Raw genomic sequence first — 18,331 nt, 5'->3', positions numbered from 1 at the left:
TAAGGAATAATAAGGTATATAAAGATTATTCGACAAAACTAACTACCTGTTATCAAAGTGTGTCGAAAAACAGAGTAAACGAAAGAAAATTAAAGATATTCTTGTACTTTGTTTTTATTTTGAAAAATTTTAAAGGAATTTCATCATCTTTGGCGTATTTAAATATTAATGACATTATTTTGAATTATTTTTGGATTTGAGGAGGAAATGGAAAGTGAAAAAAATCAAAGTTTGTATTGTGGATGATAATCGCGAATTAGTTGGATTGTTAGATGATTATATTTCTTCACAAGAAGATATGGAAGTTGTTGGTACTGCACACAACGGTCAAGATTGCTTGCAATTAGTTGAAGATACGAATCCTGATGTGTTAATTTTGGATATAATTATGCCGCATCTTGATGGACTTGGAGTATTAGAGCAACTTCGTGAGTCCAGCGCAGTATTTCCTAATGTTATTATGCTTATTGCATTTGGCCAAGAAGATGTAACAACAAAGGCCGTAGAACTTGGCGCTTCATATTTTATTCTTAAACCTTTTGATATGGAACATTTAGCAAATCATATTCGTCAAGTTAGTGGAAAAGCAACTCAAATTAAGAGAAAAGTATCGACTACTTCGAAAAACCAACCAGAAGCAAAACCAAGAAATTTAGAAGCAAGTATTACTTCTGTTATTCACGAAATAGGTGTACCTGCACATATTAAAGGGTATTTATATTTAAGAGAAGCAATATCAATGGTTTATAATGATATTGAATTGCTTGGCTCAATCACTAAAGTCCTTTATCCAGATATTGCTAAGAAATTCAATACAACTGCAAGTAGGGTTGAAAGGGCGATAAGGCACGCAATAGAAGTAGCATGGAGTAGAGGTAATGTAGATTCCATTTCTTCTTTATTTGGGTATACGGTTAGTATGTCTAAAGCGAAACCTACGAACTCTGAATTCATTGCCATGGTAGCTGATAAGCTTCGACTAGAGCATAAAGCATCATAAGAGTTTAATAACAAGCCTTTAATTAATGAACCTGTCCTTAGCTAATAGGACAGGTTTTTTAATTTTATGTAGAAAAATATTATCAACTTATATGAATGCGGGGTATGATGGTAATATACACATTTAGGCGGTGAAAAAGATGACAACTATTTTCGCACACCGAGGATCAGCAGGTACACATCCAGAAAACACAATGGAATCATTCTTGGCAGCTGAAGCCTTTGGAGCTGATGGTATTGAACTTGATGTTCATTTAACTCTAGACGGGGAAATTGCGGTGATTCATGATACAACTGTCGATCGAACGACAGATGGGACCGGTAGAGTGGTTGATTTTACAATGCAAGAATTAAAAAAATTCAAGGCAAATTATCACTACAAACATTTTTTTAAAAAAACTGCAAGAATTCCATCGTTAAGGGAAGTATTTGAATGGATGGAAGGAAATAAATTAATTTGTAATATTGAGCTGAAAAATAATGATATTCCATATGAAGGATTGGAAGAAAAAGTTATTGCATTAATAAAAGAGTTTAATTATGAAGAACGCATTATTATTTCTTCTTTTAATCATTATTCACTCGTTTATATTGTTAATAATTGGCCTGAGATAGAGACTGCCCCGCTATACAGTGACCTTTTATATAAACCATGGGAATATGCAAGATGCTTAGGATCTAAAGGAATTCACCCGAAATTTAAATATATCTCTGATTCGATTATTAAAGCGACAATGGATGAGGGGATTGCTGTTCGGCCATATACTGTTAATAAAGAGCGTGATATAAAACGACTATTGCAAATAAATTGTTCAGCTATTATTACAGACTTTCCTGAAAAGGCAGTAAAACTAAGGAGAAAATAAATTAAGAGGAGCTAAGTCTTAGACGAAGCTCCTCTGTGAAAATTAACGCTTTTTCAGTTTGAATCTTTCTTGAACTTGATTTCTTTTGCGGTCTCGGTGCAAAATAAAACCTGCAATAAAACCTAAACCTAGTACAAAAAAGATAAGTCCCGAAAGAAACTGCATCCATAAATATGGAAATGGGGCTTGTAATTTACCAAAAAGCATATCCCTCATTAATTTTATTCCATATCCCGAAATTATACCGGGGATTAAAAGTAACAGTAATGCAATGACTCTTCCCATTCGGATGTATCGACTCCTTAAAACTCATGCTAAAAAAATCATATAACATCAGTAAGATTTGTCAAGGAACTGCCTTTTCGTTACAATGTAATTAGGATTAGGTACCATGATAAGGTCATAAGAAATAATGTGGAGGTAAAAAATGAAAATCTTTGAATATATGGTGAAATATGATTATGAGCAATTATTATTTTGCCAGGATGCAAAGTCTGGTTTAAAGGCTATTATCGCTATTCATGATACAACATTAGGCCCTGCACTAGGTGGCACGCGGATGTGGACATATGAAAATGAAGAAGCTGCAATTGAAGATGCCCTTAGATTGGCAAGAGGGATGACATATAAAAATGCTGCCGCCGGATTGAATCTAGGAGGCGGAAAAACAGTAATAATTGGTGATCCAAAGAAGGATAAGAATGAAGAAATGTTTCGTGCTTTCGGCCGTTTTATCCAAGGTCTAAATGGTCGATATATTACAGCAGAAGATGTTGGAACAACCGTTCAAGATATGGATATTATCCATGAAGAAACTAATTTTGTTACGGGGATTTCTCCTGCATTCGGTTCATCGGGAAATCCTTCTCCAGTTACAGCATACGGCTGTTATGTTGGAATGAAGGCAGCTGCAAAAGAGGCTTTCGGTTCTGATTCATTAGAGGGAAAAAAGGTGGCAGTGCAAGGTGTAGGAAATGTTGCATTTGAACTTTGTCGTTATTTACACGAAGAAGGGGCACAGCTTTTCGTTACTGATATTAATAAAGATGCTGTTAATCGTGCTGTAGAAGCCTTCCAAGCAAAGGCGGTAGACCCTAATGACATATATAGTGTCGATGCGGATATTTTTTCACCATGTGCATTAGGAGCTATTATTAATGATCAAACCATTCCTCAATTTAAAGCTAAGGTAATTGCAGGGTCTGCAAATAACCAGCTAAAAGATACAAAACATGGAGATAAAATACATGAAATGGGGATTGTATATGCTCCTGACTACGTTATCAATGCAGGTGGAGTAATTAATGTTGCTGACGAATTATACGGATATAACAAAGAGCGTGCATTAAAAAGGGTTGAAACAATTTATAATAACGTTGCTAAAGTAATCGAAATATCGAAGAGAGATAATATCCCCACATATGTTGCTGCAGATCGTATGGCAGAAGAAAGAATTGAAAAAATTCGAAGTTCTAGAAGTCAATTCCTTCTAAATAATAAACATATATTGGCTAATCGAATGAATGGTTGATGATTGAAAAACGAGCTGTCCGAAATTCCCCGTTGAAAAAAGTGGAGAACTGCAAAATGCCAAAGGACGGCTCCTTTTATGTGTAAAATCATTTTTCAAGTATATCTATCGATAGCTAGTCTAGTTTAATGGGAGGGATAATATTGGCCTATGAGTATGATTTAGTAATCCTTGGCGGCGGAACTGGCGGATATGTTGCAGCTATACGTTCAGCACAGCTCGGATTAAAAACTGCCATTGTCGAAAATGAAAAAATAGGTGGAACATGTTTACATAAAGGGTGCATCCCGAGTAAAGCATTACTCAGAAGTGCTGAAGTTTTTTCATTAACAAAAAAAAGTGAAGAGTTTGGAGTCTTTACCACTGGTATTGAATTAAATTTCAAAAAGGTGCAAGAAAGAAAAACTGGTATTATCGAACAACTGTATAAAGGTGTTCAATACTTGATGAAACAAGGAAAAATAGATATATATCATGGATTTGGAAGAATATTAGGCCCATCTATTTTTTCACCGATGCCTGGAACGATTTCTGTGGAAATGGCCAATGGTTCGGAAAATGAAATGTTAATTCCTAAAAACATTATTATTGCGACTGGTTCTAGACCAAGTTCATTACCGGGAATAGAAATTGACGGGAACTACGTCATGACTTCAGATGATGCAATCGAAATGGAGAAGTTACCTCAATCTATCACTATTATAGGTGGAGGAGTTATAGGAATAGAGTGGGCGTCAATGCTTGCCGATTTTGGCGTCAATGTTACTGTTATAGAATATGCTGATCAAATTATCCCTAATGAAGATGAGGATATAATTAAGGAACTTACCCGTCTTTTACGAAAAAAGGGTATAAATATAGTGACAAATGCGAAAGTATTATCGGAATCCATTGAAATAAAAGAAAAACAAGTACAAATCAATGCTGAAATAAAAGGACAAATTCAGACATTTTTAGCTGAAAAAATTCTAGTTTCAGTTGGCAGGAAACCGAATAGTGATAATATTGGGCTTCAAAATACTGAAATTGAAATGAATACTAATGGTGCCATTAAAGTTAATTCTACATTCCAAACGAAAGAATCCCATATTTATGCCATTGGTGATGTGATTGGTGGTTTACAATTGGCGCATGTGGCTTCTCATGAAGGTATTAAAGCTGTTGAACATATTGCAGGCTTTAATCCTGTTTCAATGGTGTATGAGAATGTCCCGAAATGTATATATAGCTCACCAGAAGTCGCAAGTGTCGGTTTTACTGAAAAAGAAGCGATGGAAAAAGGATTTAAAGTGAAAATTGGAAAATTTCCTTTTAAAGCTGTCGGTAAAGCACTAGTCGTGGGAGATGCAGAAGGTTTCGTGAAAATTGTGGCTGATGAAAAGACAAATGATATTTTAGGGATTCAAATGATTGGACCACATGTGACTGACTTGATTTCTGAAGCAGGACTTGCTCGTGTATTGGACGCAACTCCGTGGGAAGTAGGCAATACGATACACCCGCATCCAACATTAAGTGAAGCTATTGGAGAAGCTGCATTAGCAGTAGATGGATTATCCATTCATATATAGGTACTATATTCGCTAACAAAGTGTACAAGGAGGGATTATGTTGACATTAAATCGACACACTGAAATAGGTCTTAGCGATCAACAAGTTTTAGATATGTATGAAATGATGTTACTTGCCCGTCGGATTGACGAAAGAATGTGGCTTTTAAACCGTTCTGGAAAAATTCCTTTTGTTATTTCTTGCCAAGGTCAAGAAGCAGCTCAAATAGGTGCAGCATTCGCCCTGGATAAGGAAAAAGATTATATACTCCCATATTACCGGGATTTAGGTGTTGTCCTAACATTTGGGATGACTCCAGCTGAGATTATGCTTTCGGGTTTTGCGAAAGCAGAAGACCCAAACTCTGGAGGACGTCAAATGCCTGGGCATTTTGGCCAAAGAAAAAATAGAATTGTAACTGGATCATCGCCAGTAACTACTCAAGTTCCACACGCAGTTGGTATAGCATTAGCAGCACAAATGGAAAAAAATAACATCGTGACATTTGTATCTTTCGGCGAAGGTTCCTCTAACCAAGGGGACTTCCATGAAGGATTAAATTTCGCTGGAGTTCATAAACTACCTGTAATCTTTTTATGTGAAAATAACCATTATGCTATTTCTGTACCGATTAATAAGCAGTTAGCATGTGAAAAAGTATCTGACCGTGCAATCGGTTATGGCATGCCTGGAGTAACAGTTGATGGTAATGACCCGCTTGAAGTTTATAAGGTAATGAAAGAAGCCGTAGATAGAGCAAGACGTGGTGAAGGTCCGAGTCTTATCGAAACGGTAAGCCACCGATTAACTTCTCACTCCTCAGATGATGACGAACGTAGCTATCGAACTGAAGATGAATTGGCAAAAGCTAAATCAGAGGATCCGGTATTACTTTTTGAAGCGTACCTTCGTGATAATGGATTATTAGATGACCAGGCCAAAAAAGACATGAATGACCGTATCATGAAACAAGTGAACGAAGCGACGGACTATGCGGAGAAAGCTCCATATCCAAATCCTGAGGATGCTTTAAAATTCGTATACGCTGCGGAGTAATAGGGGGAATAAAAAATGGCTGTTATATCATATATAGAAGCTGTCACTACGGCTATACGCGAAGAAATGGAACGAGATGAGAAAGTTTTTGTGCTTGGTGAAGATGTAGGCAAAAAGGGTGGAGTGTTTAAAGCGACACAAGGACTGTACGAACAGTTTGGAGAACAAAGGGTTATTGACACTCCTCTAGCAGAATCAGCAATAGCAGGTGTGGGAATTGGAGCTGCTATGTACGGTTATCGCCCCATTGCAGAAATGCAATTTGCTGATTTTATCATGCCGGCAATCAACCAAATTATTTCAGAGGCAGCAAAAATTAGATATCGTTCAAATAACGACTGGACCTGCCCATTAGTCATAAGAGCTCCTTATGGTGGTGGGATACACGGGGCGCTATATCACTCACAATCAGTGGAAGCAATTTTTGCTAATCAACCGGGTCTGAAAATAGTAATGCCATCCACACCGTATGATGTGAAAGGACTATTGAAAGCTGCCATTCGCGATGATGATCCAGTGCTTTTCTTGGAGCATAAAAAAGCCTATAGATTAATAAAAGGTGAAGTCCCTGATGGAGATTATGTCCTCCCAATTGGTAAAGCAGATGTTAAGCGTGAAGGAGATGATATCACGGTCATTACATATGGGCTGTGTGTACACTTTGCTTTACAGGCTGCCGAACGCCTTGCTCAGGATGGAATCGAAACACATATTTTGGATTTAAGGACTGTCTATCCACTAGATCAAGAAGCGATTATAGAAGCAGCGTCAAAAACAGGAAAAGTATTGCTCTTAACAGAGGATAATAAAGAAGGAAGTATTATAAGTGAAGTTTCGGCCATTATTGCAGAACATTGTTTGTTCGATCTTGATGCGCCAATCATGAGATTAGCTGGTCCGGATATTCCTGCCATGCCGTATGCTCCAACATTGGAAAAGTTTTTCATGGTTAATCCTGAAAAAGTTGAGAAAGCAATGAAGGAGTTAGCTGAATATTGAGCTGTACAATGGTGGCTAAAAGGAGGAAATCATTTTGTCAAAAAAAAATATAACTATGCCCCAGCTCGGTGAGAGTGTTACGGAAGGAACTATCAGCAGATGGCTCGTACAATCTGGTGATCATGTCAATAAATATGATCCCTTAGCGGAAGTAATGACTGACAAGGTCAATGCGGAAATACCTTCTTCTTTTACGGGAACGATTGAAGAGTTGTTAGTAGAAGAAGGGACTACTCTTGCTGTCGGGGAAACTATTTGTACTATTAAAACGGATGAAGCAGATGGTGAGGATTCGAATGAAACAACTGTTGAAAAAAGCGAATCAAACGTAGATTATTCTGCGACAACTTTGATATCAGATCAGCAGCAATCTACAGGAAAAACAAGGTATTCACCAGCCGTTTTAAAAATGTCTCAAGAACATGGCATTGATTTAACACTCGTAAAAGGAACTGGAAAAGAAGGGCGAATTACGAGAAAGGATTTGCAAAGGCTTATAGATACTAATAAAGTTCCAAGGGCTGAGGAGAGAGTGGAACAAATTAGCCAAGTCAAGAAAGCGGAACCTGTTATAGCTAAGTCAGGGGATATTGAAATTCCGGTTTCCGGTGTAAGAAAGGCAATTGCGACGAAGATGTTACGTAGCAAAGCAGAAATTCCTCATGCTTGGATGATGATGGAAGTGGATGTAACAAACTTAGTCAAATATCGTGATGAATTGAAAACGGAATTTAAAGAGCGTGAAGGGTTTAGTTTGACTTATTTTGCATTCTTCGTAAAAGCTGTCGCCCAAGCATTAAAAGAGTTTCCAATGATCAACTCAATGTGGGCAGGAGATAAAATCATCCAAAAGAAAGATATAAATATTTCAATTGCAGTAGCAAAAGAAGAAGAACTATTTGTCCCTGTAATAAAATACGCAGATGAAAAATCAATAAAAGGAATTGCAAGGGATATTACAGATCTTGCTAAAAAGGTCCGAAATGGAACATTGAAAAGTGAAGAAATGCAAGGAGGAACTTTCACAATCAATAACACTGGATCATTCGGATCTGTTCAGTCAATTGGGATCATTAATCATCCACAAGCAGCGATTCTTCAGGTTGAATCTATTATTAAGCGCCCAGTTGTAGTTAATGACGGGATCGCCATACGCGATATGGTGAATCTCTGCCTTTCACTTGATCATAGAGTTCTTGATGGACTCATTTGCGGTCGCTTCTTGCAACGTGTTAAAGAGATATTGGAAAATATTCCAAAAGAAAATACATCAGTTTATTAAAGAACCATTTTGAACCACATATGTATTTTCATCTTGGGACTTGGATTCCTAACTTTGGGTGAATATCCAGTTTAGTATTGACTTGCAGGATTCAAGAACCTTTATTTCTAAACATACAAATAGCTATTATGAAGCTTGTTACTACATAGTGACAGCTTCTTTTTATTTTTTTGCTCAAGTTTAACTAATGTACTAAAATAAAGATAGTGCTGAAATTGATGGGGGGTTGTTCAATGTCCATCCGTGAAAATAAAAATGCCTTTTTTTCAAAAGCTAGCTATGAAGAATGGGAAAAAATCGTTTTAAAAACGTTAAAAAGCGATTCTTTGGAAACGCTTTATAATGAAACGTATGAAGGAATTAAATTATCTCCTATTTATACTATTAAAGATGTAAAAAATAGATTAGAAGATGCGTTTATTTGCGGGTCTCCACCAAACAACAATTGGAAGATTTCACAAAAACTATGCAGTTCGAATTGGAATGAACTTAAGCAACATTTGGTGGAAGCGAAAGAACTAGGACAAGAAACTGTTTCTTTTGATGTAGATAATTTTCACGATTTACAACAATTAGACTTTACTGAAATAAACAAGATTTTTGATTTAAGTTGCACCCCATTATTACTATTTTCTAAATGTAATTTTCAAATCATTGCACGTAGACTATTACTAATGAATACTAATCACGTATTTGGTTCCGTAGCTGTTGATATGATTTCATCTCAGCTTGAGCAAGGGCACTTATATAAACAAGAAGGGCAAACGTGGATAGAATGGAAAGAAAATCTTTCGAAGTTAGACGAAAAATATCCTAGTTTGCGAACCATTTTGATTGATAGTTCCTCATATCATCATAGTGGGGCAAATGCAGTTCAAGAACTTGCAATTACTTTATCGGAAGCAGTATTTTATATCGAAGAATTGAGAAAAAGTGGCTGGGAACCGTATGAAGCAATCTCAAAAATGATATTTCATTTTTCGATTGGAAACAACTTCTTTATGGAAATTGCTAAATTAAGAGCATTTCGATCACTATGGAAAACAATCGCTTGCGCATATCAGGTTCCTCCTGAACAAAGTGTTCCAGTGATAAGTGCAGAAACATCTGCTTTCACAAAATCATTATTAGATCCATACACGAATATTTTACGTTCAGGAAATGAAGCTTTTGCCGCAGTAATCGGTGGAGTTGACTATTTACATGTAACGCCATTTAACAGCGTTTCCAATCCTTCAGATCAGTTTGCGATGAGAATTGCTCGTAATACCCAATTACTGTTCCGAGAAGAAAGCTATCTAGATAAAGTAATCGATCCTGCTGGAGGCTCTTTTTATATTGAAACATTAACCTTTAATCTAGTTGAAAAGGCTTGGGAGCTATTTCAAATGATTGATAGTAAAGGTGGTATCTATTCAGTTTTAGAGAGTGGCTGGTTACAGGACAAAGTGAAAGAGACACTGAAGAAAAGAATCGAAGATCTACAAACAAAAGAACAATTAATGATTGGAGTTAATGCCTTTAGACTAGATTCAAATATAAAATCATTACAAAAACCTAAACATCATTACCGAATGAAAGACGATGTAATAAAAATTGAACCATTAGAATTAGTTAGACTTGCTGAAAAAAGTGAAAGCGGGGAATTTTAATGAAACAAAAGCCCGATTTTCAAAAGATTCATCCATTTAATTTCAATGAAAACTTAAGAAAAGATAAGCCCGAACACATATCATCATTTGAAACAAATGAAAAAATACAGGTTAAATCCTTCTATACAAAAAAAGATGCGGAGAACCTAGATCATCTTAATGATATGCCTGGCCTACCTCCATTTACCCGTGGCCCATATGCAACAATGTACGTAAACAGACCCTGGACAATCCGCCAATATGCTGGATATTCTACAGCAGAAGAAAGTAATGCTTTTTATAGACGCAATCTAGCAAATGGACAAAAAGGATTATCTGTCGCATTTGATCTAGCTACACATAGAGGGTATGATTCCGATCATCCAAGGGTTGGTGGAGATGTAGGAAAAGCTGGTGTTGCAATTGATTCAGTATTAGATATGAAAATACTATTTGAAGGAATTCCGCTTGACGAGATGTCCGTTTCGATGACAATGAATGGTGCGGTTATACCGATTATGGCATTTTTTATTGTAGCAGCAGAGGAGCAAGGTGTTAAAACAGCTCAACTTTCAGGAACAATTCAAAATGATATATTAAAAGAATATATGGTGCGTAACACGTATATTTATCCTCCTGAAATGTCGATGCGAATTATAAAAGATATATTTCAGTATACATCAAAACATATGCCGAAATTTAATAGTATTTCAATATCTGGCTACCATATGCAGGAGGCTGGTGCACCTGCTGATTTGGAGCTAGCGTATACTCTCGCAAATGGTTTGGAATACGTTAGAACAGGGTTAGAGGCAGGAATAAAAATAGATAATTTTGCACCGCGTCTCTCTTTTTTCTGGGGAATAGGAATGAATTATTTTATGGAAGTAGCAAAGCTCCGCGCTGCTAGAAAAATGTGGGCCAGTCTTTTAAGTCAGTTTCAGCCACAAAATCCTAAATCACTTGCGCTACGAACTCATAGTCAGACATCGGGCTGGAGTTTAACGGAACAAGACCCATACAATAATGTCGTCCGAACCTTAATAGAAGCACATGCAGCAGCAATGGGTCATACACAATCCTTGCATACGAATGCCCTAGATGAAGCCATTGCTTTACCTACTGATTTTTCCGCTCGAATTGCAAGAAATACCCAATTATACCTTCAAGAAGAAACTGGAATAACGGATGTTATCGACCCTTGGGGCGGTTCCTATTATGTAGAGTCGTTGACTAATGAATTAATAGAACGTGCATGGAAACATATTGAGGAAATAGAAGAGCTGGGCGGTATGGCAAAAGCTATTGAAACAGGACTGCCGAAGCTGCGGATTGAGGAAGCAGCCGCTAGGAAACAAGCACATATTGATTCAAATAAAGAAACCATTATTGGAGTGAATCGTTATCGGATTAAAGATGACGCACACATTGAGATATTAGACATTGACAATGAGGCGGTTCGCCAGAAACAAATAGAACGATTGCACATGCTTAAAAAGAACCGAAACGAGGAGAAAGTCCGTACTTCACTTGAAGCATTAACATCAGGAGCCAAAGGTGACGGGAACTTATTAGAACTTGCAATTGATGCTGCAAGGTGCAGAGCGACTCTTGGAGAGATTTCTGAAGCAATCGAAAAAGTTTGTGGTAGGCATCGTGCATTTACACGCTCCGTAAATAGTGTATATAGCGCTAATTTTGCGGATGATAAAGAAATCTTGATTGTAAAAGAAATGACAGATGAATTTTTGGAAAATGAAGGAAGACGACCGCGAATCCTTATTGCCAAAATGGGACAAGATGGTCACGATCGAGGTGCAAAAGTAATTGCCACTGCCTTTGCTGATTTGGGATTTGATGTAGATATTGGGCCACTTTTTCAAACACCTGAAGAAACAGCCAAACAAGCAGCAGAAAATGATGTCCATGTCATTGGCGTCAGTTCACTGGCAGCAGGTCATAAAACGCTTGTACCAAAATTATTGAACGCTCTAAAAGCAAGCAATCGTGATGATATTATTGTCGTTGTCGGTGGAGTTATTCCTGTACAAGATTATGAATTTCTTAAGGAAAGAGGCGTTTCTGCCATCTTCGGACCAGGTACAGTCATACCGTTAGCTGCTAAAAAAGTGATTGAAGAAATTTATTCCAGACTCGGATATGAGGAAGAGGTCATAACCGATGAATGAAAAAAAGCTCAAATTTGTGAAACGTGTAAGGAATGAAGAAACCCCGGAAAAAATGATAGAAGGCGTATTGAATAAAGACAGAGCTGTATTAGCTAAAGTAATAACATTGATTGAAAGTAGTGCGATACGCCATCAAGAACAAGCCCAAATCATTTTACAAAAACTTCTACCTCATACCGGTAATACGATTAGAATCGGTGTGACAGGCGTACCAGGAGCGGGAAAAAGTACTTTCATTGAAACATTTGGTTATTTATTGTGTGAGCAAGGATACCGTGTAGCGGTCCTAGCAGTTGATCCAAGTTCTACAATTAATGGTGGTAGTATTTTAGGGGATAAAACAAGGATGGAAAAACTATCTACACATCCTAATGCATTTATCCGTCCTTCTCCTTCAGGAGGCGTGCTTGGAGGAGTTCATTTAAAAACGAGGGAATCCATCTTAGCTTGCGAAGCAGCTGGATTTAACGTCATAATCGTGGAAACTGTAGGTGTTGGACAAAGTGAATCAATTGTTAGAAGCATGGTCGACTTTTATCTAATGCTTGTGTTAACGGGTGCAGGTGATGAGTTGCAAGGAATGAAAAAAGGAATATTAGAATTGGTAGATTTGATTGTAGTGAATAAAGCGGATGGAGAGAATGTTAATAATGCTAAGAAAACGACGCGTGAATACAATCAAATCCTTCACTTTATTCAGCCCTCAACTGCCGGATGGGAAACAAAAGCTACCATGTGTTCTTCATTGACGGGAGAAGGTATTGATGAAATATGGAAGAGGATTCAGGAGTTTTTTCAAGTAATTCAGTCTTCTACGGTATTTAAAGATCGGAGGCAATCGCAAGTAAAGGAATGGCTCTTTTCTTTAATAAAAGAGCGTTTAGAAACAAACTTTTTCTCCAACAAAAATGTACGGAAGTTGCTGCCCGAAATTGAAGATCAAATAATAAATGATCAAGCTACAGTTTCTGAGGCAGTTGATGCCCTCTTTCGAGAATATAAAAAAAAGGACAGCTAAATCGTGCTGTCCAAAAACATCTAGGGAGTTTAGGGGTATGGATCTAGATGTAGTTTCATTTTACCCAGTTCCATCGAAAATAAACCTATTTATTTCAAAAAAATAAATTATTTGAAATGCAGTATGAAATATTGCTATGATAACGATAGTTATTAAAAAGGAGTGGAAAAAATGAATATCGATTTTAATTTATATATGAATGATATTGTTATACAAGCTCGTGAAGACATGGAGAGATCAGGATATACACAATTAACTACACCAGAGGAAGTAGAAGCAGCTTTAGAAGAAAAAGGCACTACACTCGTTATGGTTAATTCTGTTTGTGGTTGTGCAGGTGGAATTGCACGTCCAGCTGCTGCACATTCCGTACATTATGACAAACGTCCTGACCATCTTGTTACAGTTTTTGCTGGTCAAGATAAAGAAGCTACAGCTAAGGCTCGAAGCTATTTCACTGATTATCCACCTTCTTCTCCATCATTTGCTTTACTAAAAGATGGAAAAATATGTGCGATGGTTGAGCGTCATGAAATTGAAGGGCATGACCCGATGTCTGTTGTAAATAAGTTACAGCAATACTTCGAACAATATTGCGAAGAAGTATAATAAATTTTACCCTGTATAAGTCAAATAGACTTTATACAGGGTTTTTTAGTATGAAAATAATCCTTTTTCATAAAATAAAGAAAAAGGATGATAAACATGCATCTATTTTTTGCTCTTTTCCTTTTAATTAGTTCTCCATTTTGGCCATTTGATAGAGAAGTGTTGCCTGGAGATTCACTTGTCATCGTCAACAAACATACAAACAAACTTGCCTGGGTCAATGAGGGAAAGGTTCAATTTGTTGTACAAGTGGCAACGGGAAAGACGAATGAATTGACTCCTGAAGGTTTATTTACAGTAAAAGTGAAGGCGGAAAATCCTTACTATCGTAAAGCGAATATTCCAGGCGGTGATCCACAAAATCCACTTGGATCAAGATGGATAGGAATTGATGCATTAGGGACTGATGGAAGAATTTACGGAATGCATGGAACTAATGACCCTTCCTCAATTGGCAAGTATATATCTGAAGGTTGTATAAGACTTCCGAGAAATCAACTCGAAATTTTATATACTCAAATACTTATCGGGTCAAAAGTACTTATCGTTAATTCGGATAATTCCTTTGAAAGCTTGGCATACGAAATAGGAATTATTATATGAAAAAGGTGAGATCCTCCGATTAGGAGAGCCTCACCTTTTAAATTATAAAAAAGATAGTCCAGCTATGATGGTAGTAGCAATCATAGAGAAAAGCATTAGATAGACGATAATTCGTTGAAATTTTTTATTGGACAATATAATGCACCCCTACATTAAACGTATTTACTAATATATTATCTTGAAATTGCAATTGAGACAATCTTTGATTTACTAAAAAAGGATTAGCAGGATTGGTGGAGGGAAATGTCGAAGATTATATAAGACTTTCAAAACTTTTATTTCTTTGGAGGTTTTTATGAAAAACGTTGATCACATTGGAATTGCGGTACGGTCATTGGAAGAATCCCTTCCTTTTTATGAAAATGTTCTTGGGTTTACATGTTCAGCAATTGAAAACGTCGATTCAGAACATGTGAAAGTTGCTTTTTTGGATGCAATAAATGTTAGGATAGAATTATTGGAGCCTACAAATTCAAATGGTGCTATAGCAAAATTTATCGAAAAACGCGGTGAGGGTATTCATCACATTGCATTAAAGGTAGATTCTATAGAAAATCGAATTTCAGATCTCAAAAACAATGGCATCCAAATGTTGAATGAAGTACCGAAAGAAGGAGCAGGTGGAGCATTGATCGCCTTCCTACATCCAAAATCGGCCCATGGAGTATTGTACGAAATATGTGAAAAAAAGCCACTGAAGGAGAATGACAGTGACTGATATTTACGAGAAAATTAATGATTTATACGACAGAAGAAGAAGAGCTGAACTCGGCGGCGGGGATGAAAGGATTCGTAAGCAGCATGACAAAGGAAAGCTTACTGCAAGGGAAAGAATAGATCTCCTACTAGACCCCGGCAGCTTCGTAGAACTTAATCCATTTATTGAGCATCGTTCAACAGATTTTGGATTGGAAAATGTGAAGCATCCTGGTGATGGTGTAGTAACTGGTTATGGTAAAATAAATGGTAGGCTTATATTTTTATTTTCACAAGATTTTACCGTATTTGGTGGGGCATTGGGTGAAATGCATGCTGAAAAAATAGCTAAAGCAATGGACCTTGCCGTAAAAAGTGGCGCTCCGTTTATCGGTTTAAACGATTCTGGGGGTGCAAGAATACAAGAAGGCGTTGTTTCTCTTGATGGATATGGACATGTTTTTTATCGCAATGCCATTTATTCCGGAGTCATTCCGCAAATTTCAGTTATTATGGGACCTTGCGCTGGCGGAGCCGTTTATTCACCAGCTATTACCGATTTTGTATTTATGGTAGACAGTACGAGCCAAATGTTTATTACTGGTCCAAAAGTGATTGAAACAGTAACCGGCGAAAAAATTTCATCCGAAAATTTAGGTGGATCAAAAGTACATAATTCTATAAGCGGGAATGCTCATTTTAGGGGAAGTAGTGAAAAAGAGGTGTTGACAATGGTTCGTACTCTTTTGGACTATTTACCGCAAAATCATAATGAAAAACCAGCTATCACAGACTGGGATGGCCGGGAAGACTTGCGACCCGAAATACTAGAGCTTATTCCTTTTGATCCTGTAAGACCGTATGATGTAAGAATCGTGATAAATCAAATTGTAGATGATCATTCTTTTTTTGAAGTACATAAAGAGTTTGCAAAAAATATTGTCGTTGGATTTGCCAGAATTCGTGGCGAATCAGTTGGCCTAGTTTGTAATCAGCCGAAGTTTATGGCGGGCAGTCTTGATATTGATTCATCGGATAAGGCTTCCAGATTTATTCGTTTTTGTGATTCTTTTAATATACCGATAATTACGTTTGAAGATGTTACTGGTTTTTTCCCTGGTATTAAACAAGAGCATGGCGGTATCATAAGGCATGGAGCAAAAATTCTATACGCTTATTCAGAAGCAACTGTTCCAAAAATTACGGTCATATTACGGAAAGCGTATGGGGGGGCATATGTAGCCCTTAACAGTAAGGCAATAGGGGCAGATCTCGTTTTCGCTTGGCCAAATGCGGAAATCGCCGTAATGGGACCTCATGGAGCGGCAAATATAATTTTCGCTCGTGAAATTTCGAAAAGTGAAGATCCTGAAAAAACTAGAATGGAAAAAATGGAAGAGTATCGTGAAACTGTTGCAAATCCATACGTTGCGGCGGCAAGAGGGATGGTGGATGATGTCATCGATCCACGCGAAACCAGAATTAAATTAATCCAAGCTCTTGAAATGCTTCGTAATAAAACTGAAGATAGACCTCATAAAAAACACGGTAATATTCCTTTATAATCAAATTTTAAACAGTTCAGTTAAGAGCAGCAAAGAAACATGCCAACTTAATGTGCCGTTTTTGCAAACTTAATCCCTTATATATGACATCATTGAAAAATTGGAGGAAATGCAAATGATTAACGAACAAAGACTATTAGATGAATTTCTTGAATTAGTTCAAATTGATTCAGAGACAAAGAATGAATCAGAAATTGCAAAGGTATTAAAGGAAAAATTTCAACAACTAGATGTGGAAGTCATTGAAGACGACACAATGGAAAAGACTGGGCATGGTGCAGGGAACTTAATTTGTAACTTGAAAGGAAATATAGATGCGACTCCTATTTATTTTACATGTCACATGGATACCGTAGTTCCTGGAAAAGGAATTAAGCCCTCCATTAAGGATGGTTATGTCGTAACAGATGGTTCCACCATTCTAGGAGCTGACGATAAAGCAGGAATTGCAGCCCTATTGGAATCCATTAAAGTATTGAAGGAGCAAAACATTGACCACGGTGATATTCAAATTATTATTACAGTAGGAGAAGAATCTGGACTTGTCGGGGCAAAAGCCCTTGACTCTTCTCTCGTCAAAGCAAAATATGGATTTGCTCTTGATAGTGATGAAAAAGTAGGCAATATTATCGTTGCTGCTCCTACACAAGCGAAAATTAAGGCAGTCATTCATGGTAAAACCGCTCATGCGGGCGTAGCGCCTGAAAAAGGAATTTCCGCTATTACTATTGCTGCAAAAGCAATCGCTAGAATGCCGCTTGGCCGTATAGATGAAGAAACGACTGCTAATATTGGCCGTTTTGAAGGTGGACAAGCTACAAATATTGTAGCTGACCAAGCAATCGTCTTGGCAGAAGCTAGATCTCTTGTAAATGAGAAGATGCAAGCTCAAGTTGCCAAAATGAAAGAAGCATTTGAAGAAGCTGCTAAAGAAATGGGCGGTTCTGCCGATGTAGAAATTGAAGTCATGTATCCAGGATTTAAATATTCTGATGGTGATGAAGTAGTCGAAGTGGCGAAAAAGGCTGCATTAAAAATCGGTCGTAAACCAGAATTGTTAAAGAGTGGGGGAGGCAGTGATGCAAATGTCATTGCTGGTTTCAATATCCCTACTGTTAATCTTTCTGTCGGATATGAAGAAATTCATACGACTAACGAACGGATGCCAATTGAAGAGCTTGGGAAACTAGCAGAAATGGTTGTAGCAATTGTAGAAGAAGCACAAAAAAGATAATAGTTTTTTACAAAGGGTGAGAGAGATGGCGGTTACCGCAATCGTTTTTAATGCAGGACAAGAGGAGTATGCAATTCCTGTACAATTCGTAATTTCTATAGAGAAATATGAAAGTGTGAATCCAGTACCACATCTACCGGATTATATAAGCGGAGTTGTAAAATCTAGAGGGGAATTAATTCCTGTACTAGACCTTGGATTTATCTTATACAATCGCCATATTCAATATGATACCGAAGTTAGAATGATTGTCATTCAAACGGAGGAACTTTCATTCGCTTTACTCGTAAACGAAGCAAAAGAAATTCTTGAAATCCCTGAAAATGCACTGCAACAAATGGGCTTAATTGCTTACCATAAAACAAAATACTTTTCTTCCATTGCTAATCTTGATCAAAGAATTATAACAATGATTGACCCAGTAAGCATGCTAGAAGTCCTTGAGGGAGTTAAAGAAATAAAAGATTATTTAAATGAGCAAAAACAGAAAGCGTAAATTCAG

The 18,331-nt window shown here is 37.1% G+C and carries 18 protein-coding genes; 16 read left to right on the top strand and 2 right to left on the bottom strand.

Going from position 1 to position 18,331, the window contains the following annotated elements:
- Window positions 1–214 precede the first annotated feature (214 nt).
- On the top strand, window positions 215–1,000 hold the full coding sequence (spo0A, locus tag MT489_RS04805) for a sporulation transcription factor Spo0A (protein ID WP_244680348.1): 786 nt from the start codon (window positions 215–217) through the stop codon (window positions 998–1,000).
- A gap of 139 nt (window positions 1,001–1,139) precedes the next feature.
- On the top strand, window positions 1,140–1,865 hold the full coding sequence (locus MT489_RS04800) for a glycerophosphodiester phosphodiesterase (protein WP_244680347.1): 726 nt from the start codon (window positions 1,140–1,142) through the stop codon (window positions 1,863–1,865).
- A gap of 42 nt (window positions 1,866–1,907) precedes the next feature.
- Here the strand turns inward: MT489_RS04800 and MT489_RS04795 are convergent, their stop codons facing one another.
- Window positions 1,908–2,150 carry a DUF2627 domain-containing protein gene (locus MT489_RS04795; RefSeq protein WP_244680346.1) on the bottom strand — a complete coding sequence of 81 codons (243 nt, stop codon included), beginning with the start codon at window positions 2,148–2,150 and terminating at the stop codon, window positions 1,908–1,910.
- Between the two features lie 142 nt (window positions 2,151–2,292).
- Here MT489_RS04795 and bcd point away from each other — a divergent pair, with 142 nt between their 5' ends.
- From bcd to MT489_RS04745, 10 genes are all read left to right on the top strand, one after another.
- Window positions 2,293–3,396, top strand: coding sequence for a Leu/Phe/Val dehydrogenase (gene bcd, locus MT489_RS04790; RefSeq protein WP_244680345.1), 1,104 nt, complete (start codon window positions 2,293–2,295; stop codon window positions 3,394–3,396).
- A 143-nt stretch (window positions 3,397–3,539) separates the two neighbouring features.
- On the top strand, window positions 3,540–4,967 hold the full coding sequence (lpdA, locus tag MT489_RS04785) for a dihydrolipoyl dehydrogenase (protein ID WP_244680344.1): 1,428 nt from the start codon (window positions 3,540–3,542) through the stop codon (window positions 4,965–4,967).
- A 40-nt stretch (window positions 4,968–5,007) separates the two neighbouring features.
- Window positions 5,008–6,003: a thiamine pyrophosphate-dependent dehydrogenase E1 component subunit alpha gene (locus MT489_RS04780; RefSeq protein WP_244680343.1), complete on the top strand. Its 996-nt coding sequence runs from the start codon at window positions 5,008–5,010 to the stop codon at window positions 6,001–6,003.
- 15 nt (window positions 6,004–6,018) lie between these two features.
- Entirely contained in the window at window positions 6,019–7,002 is a 984-nt protein-coding gene (locus tag MT489_RS04775; protein ID WP_244680342.1) for an alpha-ketoacid dehydrogenase subunit beta, read from the top strand.
- A gap of 34 nt (window positions 7,003–7,036) precedes the next feature.
- Window positions 7,037–8,284, top strand: a complete 1,248-nt coding sequence (locus MT489_RS04770) for a dihydrolipoamide acetyltransferase family protein (protein ID WP_244680341.1) — start codon at window positions 7,037–7,039, stop codon at window positions 8,282–8,284.
- Between the two features lie 233 nt (window positions 8,285–8,517).
- Window positions 8,518–9,936, top strand: coding sequence for a methylmalonyl-CoA mutase family protein (locus MT489_RS04765; RefSeq protein WP_244680340.1), 1,419 nt, complete (start codon window positions 8,518–8,520; stop codon window positions 9,934–9,936).
- Window positions 9,936–12,104 carry a methylmalonyl-CoA mutase gene (gene scpA / locus MT489_RS04760; RefSeq protein WP_244680339.1) on the top strand — a complete coding sequence of 723 codons (2,169 nt, stop codon included), beginning with the start codon at window positions 9,936–9,938 and terminating at the stop codon, window positions 12,102–12,104. The genes MT489_RS04765 and scpA overlap by 1 nt, the downstream gene beginning before the upstream one ends.
- Window positions 12,097–13,122 carry a methylmalonyl Co-A mutase-associated GTPase MeaB gene (gene meaB / locus MT489_RS04755; RefSeq protein ID WP_244680338.1) on the top strand — a complete coding sequence of 342 codons (1,026 nt, stop codon included), beginning with the start codon at window positions 12,097–12,099 and terminating at the stop codon, window positions 13,120–13,122. Before scpA ends, meaB begins: the two co-directional genes overlap by 8 nt.
- A gap of 171 nt (window positions 13,123–13,293) precedes the next feature.
- Complete coding sequence (locus MT489_RS04750; RefSeq protein WP_244680337.1) at window positions 13,294–13,731, top strand: BrxA/BrxB family bacilliredoxin; 438 nt, start codon at window positions 13,294–13,296, stop codon at window positions 13,729–13,731.
- Between the two features lie 96 nt (window positions 13,732–13,827).
- The gene (locus MT489_RS04745; protein WP_244680336.1) at window positions 13,828–14,334 is read left to right on the top strand and encodes a L,D-transpeptidase; all 507 of its coding nucleotides are present in this window, start codon (window positions 13,828–13,830) and stop codon (window positions 14,332–14,334) included.
- Window positions 14,335–14,376: 42 nt separating this feature from the next.
- Here the strand turns inward: MT489_RS04745 and prli42 are convergent, their stop codons facing one another.
- Window positions 14,377–14,469, bottom strand: a complete 93-nt coding sequence (gene prli42, locus MT489_RS04740) for a stressosome-associated protein Prli42 (protein ID WP_244680335.1) — start codon at window positions 14,467–14,469, stop codon at window positions 14,377–14,379.
- A gap of 160 nt (window positions 14,470–14,629) precedes the next feature.
- Here prli42 and mce point away from each other — a divergent pair, with 160 nt between their 5' ends.
- From mce to MT489_RS04720, 4 genes are all read left to right on the top strand, one after another.
- Window positions 14,630–15,052: a methylmalonyl-CoA epimerase gene (mce, locus tag MT489_RS04735; protein WP_244680334.1), complete on the top strand. Its 423-nt coding sequence runs from the start codon at window positions 14,630–14,632 to the stop codon at window positions 15,050–15,052.
- Window positions 15,039–16,595, top strand: a complete 1,557-nt coding sequence (locus MT489_RS04730; RefSeq protein WP_244680333.1) for an acyl-CoA carboxylase subunit beta — start codon at window positions 15,039–15,041, stop codon at window positions 16,593–16,595. The genes mce and MT489_RS04730 overlap by 14 nt, the downstream gene beginning before the upstream one ends.
- 115 nt (window positions 16,596–16,710) lie before the next feature.
- Entirely contained in the window at window positions 16,711–17,829 is a 1,119-nt protein-coding gene (locus MT489_RS04725) for a M20/M25/M40 family metallo-hydrolase (protein WP_244680332.1), read from the top strand.
- A gap of 25 nt (window positions 17,830–17,854) precedes the next feature.
- Window positions 17,855–18,325: a chemotaxis protein CheW gene (locus tag MT489_RS04720; RefSeq protein WP_244680331.1), complete on the top strand. Its 471-nt coding sequence runs from the start codon at window positions 17,855–17,857 to the stop codon at window positions 18,323–18,325.
- Window positions 18,326–18,331 lie beyond the last annotated feature (6 nt).

Source organism: Lederbergia wuyishanensis, from assembly GCF_022900255.1.
In the GTDB taxonomy this organism is placed as follows: domain Bacteria; phylum Bacillota; class Bacilli; order Bacillales; family Bacillaceae_C; genus Lederbergia; species Lederbergia wuyishanensis.
This window is presented reverse-complemented; position numbering and strand designations above follow the sequence as displayed.

What these genes read in the sequence shown, in the direction of transcription:
- bcd (WP_244680345.1), top strand. Translation starts at nt 2,293, where the DNA reads ATGAAAATCTTTGAATATATGGTGAAATATGATTATGAGCAATTATTA.
- MT489_RS04725 (WP_244680332.1), top strand. Translation starts at nt 16,711, where the DNA reads ATGATTAACGAACAAAGACTATTAGATGAATTTCTTGAATTAGTTCAA.
- scpA (WP_244680339.1), top strand. Translation starts at nt 9,936, where the DNA reads ATGAAACAAAAGCCCGATTTTCAAAAGATTCATCCATTTAATTTCAAT.
- MT489_RS04765 (WP_244680340.1), top strand. Translation starts at nt 8,518, where the DNA reads ATGTCCATCCGTGAAAATAAAAATGCCTTTTTTTCAAAAGCTAGCTAT.
- mce (WP_244680334.1), top strand. Translation starts at nt 14,630, where the DNA reads ATGAAAAACGTTGATCACATTGGAATTGCGGTACGGTCATTGGAAGAA.
- MT489_RS04795 (WP_244680346.1), bottom strand. Translation starts at nt 2,150, where the DNA reads ATGGGAAGAGTCATTGCATTACTGTTACTTTTAATCCCCGGTATAATT.
- MT489_RS04800 (WP_244680347.1), top strand. Translation starts at nt 1,140, where the DNA reads ATGACAACTATTTTCGCACACCGAGGATCAGCAGGTACACATCCAGAA.
- MT489_RS04750 (WP_244680337.1), top strand. Translation starts at nt 13,294, where the DNA reads ATGAATATCGATTTTAATTTATATATGAATGATATTGTTATACAAGCT.
- MT489_RS04775 (WP_244680342.1), top strand. Translation starts at nt 6,019, where the DNA reads ATGGCTGTTATATCATATATAGAAGCTGTCACTACGGCTATACGCGAA.
- MT489_RS04720 (WP_244680331.1), top strand. Translation starts at nt 17,855, where the DNA reads ATGGCGGTTACCGCAATCGTTTTTAATGCAGGACAAGAGGAGTATGCA.
- meaB (WP_244680338.1), top strand. Translation starts at nt 12,097, where the DNA reads ATGAATGAAAAAAAGCTCAAATTTGTGAAACGTGTAAGGAATGAAGAA.
- MT489_RS04745 (WP_244680336.1), top strand. Translation starts at nt 13,828, where the DNA reads ATGCATCTATTTTTTGCTCTTTTCCTTTTAATTAGTTCTCCATTTTGG.
- MT489_RS04730 (WP_244680333.1), top strand. Translation starts at nt 15,039, where the DNA reads ATGACAGTGACTGATATTTACGAGAAAATTAATGATTTATACGACAGA.